Annotated in this window: 6 protein-coding genes; 5 read left to right on the top strand and 1 reads right to left on the bottom strand. The window is 60.5% G+C overall.

The annotated features are described in order from the left end of the window. The first annotated feature begins 133 nt into the window (after nucleotides 1-133). Complete coding sequence (locus ACSHXH_RS16845) at nucleotides 134-1,201, top strand: Ldh family oxidoreductase (protein ID WP_435672963.1); 1,068 nt, start codon at nucleotides 134-136, stop codon at nucleotides 1,199-1,201. A gap of 120 nt (nucleotides 1,202-1,321) precedes the next feature. Here ACSHXH_RS16845 and ACSHXH_RS16850 read toward each other — a convergent pair whose 3' ends face one another. Further along, on the bottom strand, nucleotides 1,322-2,656 hold the full coding sequence (locus ACSHXH_RS16850) for an NAD(P)H-dependent oxidoreductase (protein ID WP_435672964.1): 1,335 nt from the start codon (nucleotides 2,654-2,656) through the stop codon (nucleotides 1,322-1,324). A 217-nt stretch (nucleotides 2,657-2,873) separates the two neighbouring features. On the opposite strand from ACSHXH_RS16850, the gene ACSHXH_RS16855 reads away from it, so the two are divergent. From ACSHXH_RS16855 to ACSHXH_RS16870, 4 genes are all read left to right on the top strand, one after another. Further along, nucleotides 2,874-3,644, top strand: coding sequence for a transketolase (locus ACSHXH_RS16855; RefSeq protein WP_435672968.1), 771 nt, complete (start codon nucleotides 2,874-2,876; stop codon nucleotides 3,642-3,644). After that, nucleotides 3,641-4,687: a transketolase family protein gene (locus ACSHXH_RS16860; RefSeq protein ID WP_435672965.1), complete on the top strand. Its 1,047-nt coding sequence runs from the start codon at nucleotides 3,641-3,643 to the stop codon at nucleotides 4,685-4,687. Before ACSHXH_RS16855 ends, ACSHXH_RS16860 begins: the two co-directional genes overlap by 4 nt. Continuing rightward, nucleotides 4,684-5,574: an L-threonate dehydrogenase gene (gene ltnD / locus ACSHXH_RS16865; protein ID WP_435672966.1), complete on the top strand. Its 891-nt coding sequence runs from the start codon at nucleotides 4,684-4,686 to the stop codon at nucleotides 5,572-5,574. The genes ACSHXH_RS16860 and ltnD overlap by 4 nt, the downstream gene beginning before the upstream one ends. Beyond that, nucleotides 5,571-6,174, top strand: a 604-nt coding sequence (locus tag ACSHXH_RS16870; protein ID WP_435672967.1) for an SDR family NAD(P)-dependent oxidoreductase, incomplete at its 3' end; no start/stop codon positions are given. The genes ltnD and ACSHXH_RS16870, both read left to right, overlap by 4 nt.

Consider the following 6,174-nt stretch of genomic DNA (forward strand, 5'->3'; position numbering starts at 1 on the left):
ATCCCACTGCCCAAGTCGCGGATAAATTTGGAAAGTTCGGCGTTGGGAGGAATGCTGTGGATTTCATGAGAATTCGGGTGCTGTGCCGCGGTCTTTACTTGGGTTTGGTCACGGCAGCTCGGGGTGCACGCACATGATGCCCTCTGTACCTGTGTCCGCCACCGCAATCACGCAGACCATGACCGATATTCTGTGTGCGGATGGCTGTGCATTGGATGAGGCTCGCTGCGTCGCTGAGCATCTGACCGAGGCCAGTGCCAGTGGGCATGACAGCCACGGCATCATTCGTATTCTGCGCTATCATCACTGGCTGCGGACGGGTCAACTCAAGGCGGGGCAAAGCCTGACGCCGATGGTCGAATTGGACGCGTTCACGTTGTTCGATGGCAATAGCGGGATGGGGCAATGGCTTGCCCGGGATGCGGTTGCGCGCGGCATTGAGGTGGCAAAGCGCACTGGCTTTTCGGGAATCGGGTTGCGCCGCGCCGGACATATCGGGCGGCTTGGGGCCTATACCGAACAGGCGGCAGCAGCCGGTCTGGTGTCGATCATGTTCGTGAACGTGGCGGGATCGCAACTTGTCGCGCCGTTTGGCACCGGGAAACGGGCGGCCTCAACCGCGCCGGTGTCGGTGGGTGTGCCCAATCCCGGCGGGGATGATTTCATCCTTGATTTCGCCACGTCGATCGTGGCCGAAGGCAAGGCGCTGGTTGCCGCGCAAGGGGGGGCTGCGCTGACGCTTGACGCGCTTGTGGATCAGAACGGGGTGCCGACGCGCGACCCCGAAGTGCTTTATGGCGCGACCGTGTCAGAGGCGGTTCCAGATCCGTTGATGGGATCGGGCGCGTTGCAGGCGTTTGGATTGCACAAAGGGTCGGGATTGATGCTGGCCTGCGAGCTGTTGGCCGGTGCGCTGACCAGCAATGGCACCAATGGGGCGACGAAACATCCGTTCGGTAATGGATTGCTGGCGCTGTTCATTGATCCCGTGCGGCTTGATGCCGAACAGGCGATCTTTCCCGAGGTTGCATCCTATATCGACTTTGTGCGGTCCTTGACCCCGGGTGCGGGGACTGACCGCGTTCTGATCCCCGGTGACAAGGAACGCGCTTTGCGGGCAGAGCGGATGCGCGACGGTATTCCCTTGCCGCAGCGCGTGGCCGACGAGATCGCGGCATTGGCAACGTCTTTGCTGTTGTGATGGCTCGATGCACCAATAATGATAATTATGTAACTTAGGTGGCGTGGAGCCGGTTTTGGTCCATGTCTATTCCCATTCGTCCACGTCTTCTTTTGGGAAATAGACGAGATCAACCATAGATTACTCCATCATTGTATCCTGTTCGCGGCGCAGCGCGACGATGTCTTGGTCTTCAGTCAGGTCCACATCGTCGAATGTCACCACCTGATCTCGGGGAACATCGCGGATGAGTTTGACGTGATGCGCAAGGCCGATGGGCAGCGCGTTCATTGGCGCTGCGATGCGGGCGGGGATCGCTTTGGCCCAGACACAGAACCCGCCTTCGCCATCCAGCCATTCGCCCGCTTTCAGGTCGCGTTTCGCGGTGGCCACGGCATCGGCACGGTAGCGGGTGGAACTGCCTGTCGCCTCATTCCGAAGACAGGCGGAAAGCACCGAAACGCTGGTTTCCAGACCGATCAGGTGGAACGGCCGCCACATGGACCCGTACCATCCGCTGTCGTCGGTCAGCAGCCCGTATTGGGCAAAGCAATCACGGGCATAGGTGTCGGGCGCTTTGAAGGTCACGAACATCCCGTATTGAATGTTGTTCATCACCGTTCGCCCGTCAGGTTCGCGGCTCGCAGCGATATCGACCAGCCCGGCGCGATCCAGCCGCCCGCCTTCGGACGCGGGTTTGAATACTTGCGCCAGATCGTGCAGCCCCGCAGGCGGAAAGGCGAGGCCATTGTCCGGGCAATCAAGGCCAGTTGCGTTGGCGACCGCCGCCATCTCGATCGCGGCTTTGGTGCCGTCGGTGAAGGAATTGTACATCTTGGGGTTAAAATCCCCTGCTGCAACCTCTTCATCCGACCAGCCGAAAAAGCCCCACACGGTGTCGGGGGTCGAATACCGATAATGCGGCGCAAAGTTCATGCCTTTGCCGGAGGCCACCAGTTCGAACCCTGTGGCGCGGACCCAGTCCACCAATTCGCACATCGCAGCGGGCTGGTCGCCATAGGCCATTGAATAGATCACACCCGCTTGTGCCGCGCGTTTGGCAAGGACCGGACCACACAGGATATCGGCCTCGACATTGACCATCACAACGTGTTTGCCGCCGTCGATAGCTGCCAACGCATGGCGCACCCCGGCAAGCGGATGGCCTGTCGCCTCGACAATGCAGTCGATCCCGTCAAACGCACAAAGCGCGTTTGCGTCGTCCATCACATGGGTTTTGCCGCTGCCTAAGGCCTCCGCCAAAGACGGCGCAAATCGGTCATCGCCCCAGCCTACGCGGGCCAATGAGGCCTGTGCTTTTCCAACGTCCAGATCGGCAATTCCGACGATATGCAGGCCGTTCAGATACTTGGATTGGTTCAGGATCATTGACCCGAATTTGCCCGCACCGATCAGGCCCACCCGAACCGGGCGGCCTGTGGCGTGACGTGCAGCGAGCATGGCAGAGAGGTTCATCTGTGCGGTCCTTAAAATGGGATGCTTTCCGAACCCTAATCGCAATCTGTGTAAATGGTATACCAAAATTCGATTGCAAAAATTGGGGCGTGGTGGTTCGTTAGCCCCGAGTATCGGCACGGGGGGAGGAATGCGCGTGACGGACGCATCGACACTGACACGGCAGAATGTGAGCCTTGCGCGCCGCGCATGGGCGATCCGGCGCAATGCGCTCTTGATGGGTGAAGTGCAGGGACAGGGCTATATCGGGCAGGCCTTGGGTGCCGCCGATCTGCTCGCGGTCAGTTATTTCCACGCGATGACCTACCGCCCGCAAGATCCCGAATGGGAAGGGCGCGACCGGTTTTACCTGTCCATCGGTCACTACGCGATTGCGCTCTATGCGGCGCTGATCGAGGCCGGTGTCCTGCCCGAGGACGAGATCGGCACCTACGGTATGGACGATTCTCGGATGCCGATGTCTGGCATGGCCGCCTATACGCCGGGAATGGAGATCACGGGCGGGTCGCTTGGCCACGGCCTTGGCATTGCGGTCGGGGCTGCGATGGGGCTCAAGCGCAAGGGCAGCGACGCGTTTGTCTATAACCTCATGTCGGATGGGGAATTGGGCGAAGGTTCCACTTGGGAAGCGGTAATGTCTGCCGTGCAATGGAAGCTCGACAACCTGATCTGCCTTGTCGATTTCAACGACCAGCAGGCGGATGGCAAGACCACCGATGCCTTGGCTGCTGGCCCGCAAGCGCCGCAATGGGCGGCGTTTGGCTGGCACGCGCAAGAGGTGGACGGCAACGACCTGAATGCGTTGACCGCCGCGTTCGACACCGCGCGGAACCTGCCTGATGCGCGTCCGCGCGTCATCATCTGCCGCACCAAGATGTGCAAAGGCGTGCCATTCCTTGAGGCCCGTGAGATGGCGCATTTTGTGCGGGTTGAACCCGAGGAATGGGCCAAAGCGATTGCCATTCTGGACGAGGGAAAACCAGTATGAACGAACATTTTCCCCCGAATTCACGCCGTAAATCGAAATACACCGCGCGGCAGGTGCCGGACACGAAACTCGCCACCTCAGCGATGATCGCGTCATTGGATTCCGAGGGGCGCGAGACCATTGCAGCGCCGTTTGGACATGCCTTGGTCGAACTGGCCAAGACCCGTGAGGATATCGTTGGCTTGTCCGCGGATCTGTCGAAATACACCGACCTGCATGTCTTTGCGAACGCGCACCCGGATCGGTTCTATCAGATGGGGATGGCCGAACAGGTGATGATCTCTGCCGCTGCTGGTCTTGCCCGTGAAGGGTTCACGCCGTTTGCAACAACCTATGCCGTGTTCGCCGCGCGCCGGGCCTATGATTTCATCTGCATGGCAATTGCCGAAGAAAACCTGCCCGTCAAAATCTGTTGCGCCTTGCCCGGCCTGACCACCGGCTACGGCCCCAGCCATCAGGCGACCGAGGATCTGGCGATCATGCGCGGGATGCCGAACCTCACGGTGCTTGACCCCTGCGATGCCATTGACACGATACAGGCGACACATGCTATCGCCGATCATCCCGGCCCGGTCTATATGCGGCTTCTGCGCGGGCAAGTGCCGAATGTTCTTGGTGAATACGACTACCAATTCAAACTGGGCAAAGCGCAGATAATCCATGACGGAACCGACGTTCTGTTCATCGCGTCCGGTTTCATGACCATGCGTGTTCTGGATGCGGCGAAAGCTTTGGCCAAAGACGGGATTTCCTGTGCTGTGCTGCATTCACCGACGATCAAACCGCTGGACACCGAAACGATCACCGCAGAAGCCGCGAAAGGCGGGCGACTGGTTGTGACGGCTGAGAACCATTCCGTCACCGGCGGGTTGGGCGAAGCGGTGGCAAGCACCCTCATGCGCGCCGGGGTTCATGTGCCATTCCGCCAGATCGGGCTGCCGGATGAATTCCTGGATGCGGGCGCTTTGCCGACGCTGCATCAGCAGTACGGTATGACCGTCGAAGCGATTTGTGCGTCGGTCAAGACATGGGTGAACCAATGAGCACCGCAATCATCGGCCTTGGCGCAATGGGCCTTGGCATGGCGCGCAATATCTTGACCGCAGGTATCCCAATGACGGGCTACGACCTCTCGCCCGATGCACGACAGCGATTCACGGACGCAGGCGGTACCCCCCGGGATACCCCAGAGGATGCCGCGAAAGGCGCAGACCTCTTGCTCGTCATGGTGGTGAACGCGGATCAGGCGCGGTCGGTTTTGTTCGACACGGATGTGGCCAGGGCGCTGGCCCCCGGTGCGACGGTCATGCTGTCTTCGACGGTCGCACCATCCGACGCAAGAGAGATCGCGGCGCGGCTGGCGGAGGCTGGGCTGATCATGCTCGACGCGCCCGTGTCGGGTGGCCAAGTCGGGGCTGAGGCCGGGACTTTGACTGTTATGGCGTCCGGCCCCGAAGCTGCATTTGATCGCGCCGATCCAGTGCTGGACGCGGTTGCGGGCATTGTGCATCGTCTTGGCGACGAGGCAGGGCAAGCGGCGACATACAAAGTCGTTCACCAATTGGCGGCAGGCGTACATTTGGCGGTGGCTGCTGAGCTTATGGCGCTTGGGTCAAAGGCCGGGTGCGATCCGCAGACGCTGTATGACATCGTGACCAACGCCGCTGGCAACTCTTGGATGATGTCCGACCGCGTGCCGCGCATGTTGGTCGATGATCCACCCGTCGCGTCAAGCGTGGACATCTTCATCAAAGACCTCGGGCTTGTTCTGCAAACCGGCAAAGACGCGGGCGTGGCCCTACCCCTGTCCGCCGCCGCCTACCAGATGTTCACCGCCGCGTCTGCCATGGGACATGGGCGCGAAGACGACAGCCGCGTCGTGCGCGCATACGAGGCCCTTATGGGGCAGAGCTTGAAGGACAGAACATGACGGCACTTCTGACAGGGAAAACCGCGATCATCACAGGTGCGGCCAGCGCGCGGGGGCTGGGCAAGGCGACGGCGAATTTGTTTGCCGAACATGGCGCGAACGTGGTGATTGTTGATCTCGATGCAAGCCAAGCGCAAGCTTCTGCCAATGATTTGCCGGGCGATGGCCATCTGGGTCGCGCCTGTGACGTGACCAACCGCACCGCGTGTCTTTCGATGGTGCAAGAGCTTTTGGGAACGCTTGGTGGCATCGACATTCTTGTGAACAATGCAGGCATCACGCAGCCTCTCAAGCTCATGGAGATCGCGCCCGAGAATTACGACGCTGTTCTCGACGTGAACCTGCGCGGCACGCTGTATATGTCTCAGGCGCTGATCCCGCACCTGCGAGAGCGCAAAGTGGGCAGCATCGTAAATATGTCGTCGGTTTCCGCGCAACGCGGCGGTGGCATCTTTGGCGGGCCGCATTATTCGGCGGCCAAGGCGGGGATCTTGGGTTTGACCAAGGCCATGGCGCGCGAACTGGCCCCCGATGGTATCCGCGCCAACGCGATCTGTCCGGGGTTCATCGACACAGATATCACCGCGGGCAAACTGACCC

It is taken from the genome of Marivita sp. (genome assembly GCF_051251565.1).
Taxonomy (GTDB): domain Bacteria; phylum Pseudomonadota; class Alphaproteobacteria; order Rhodobacterales; family Rhodobacteraceae; genus Marivita.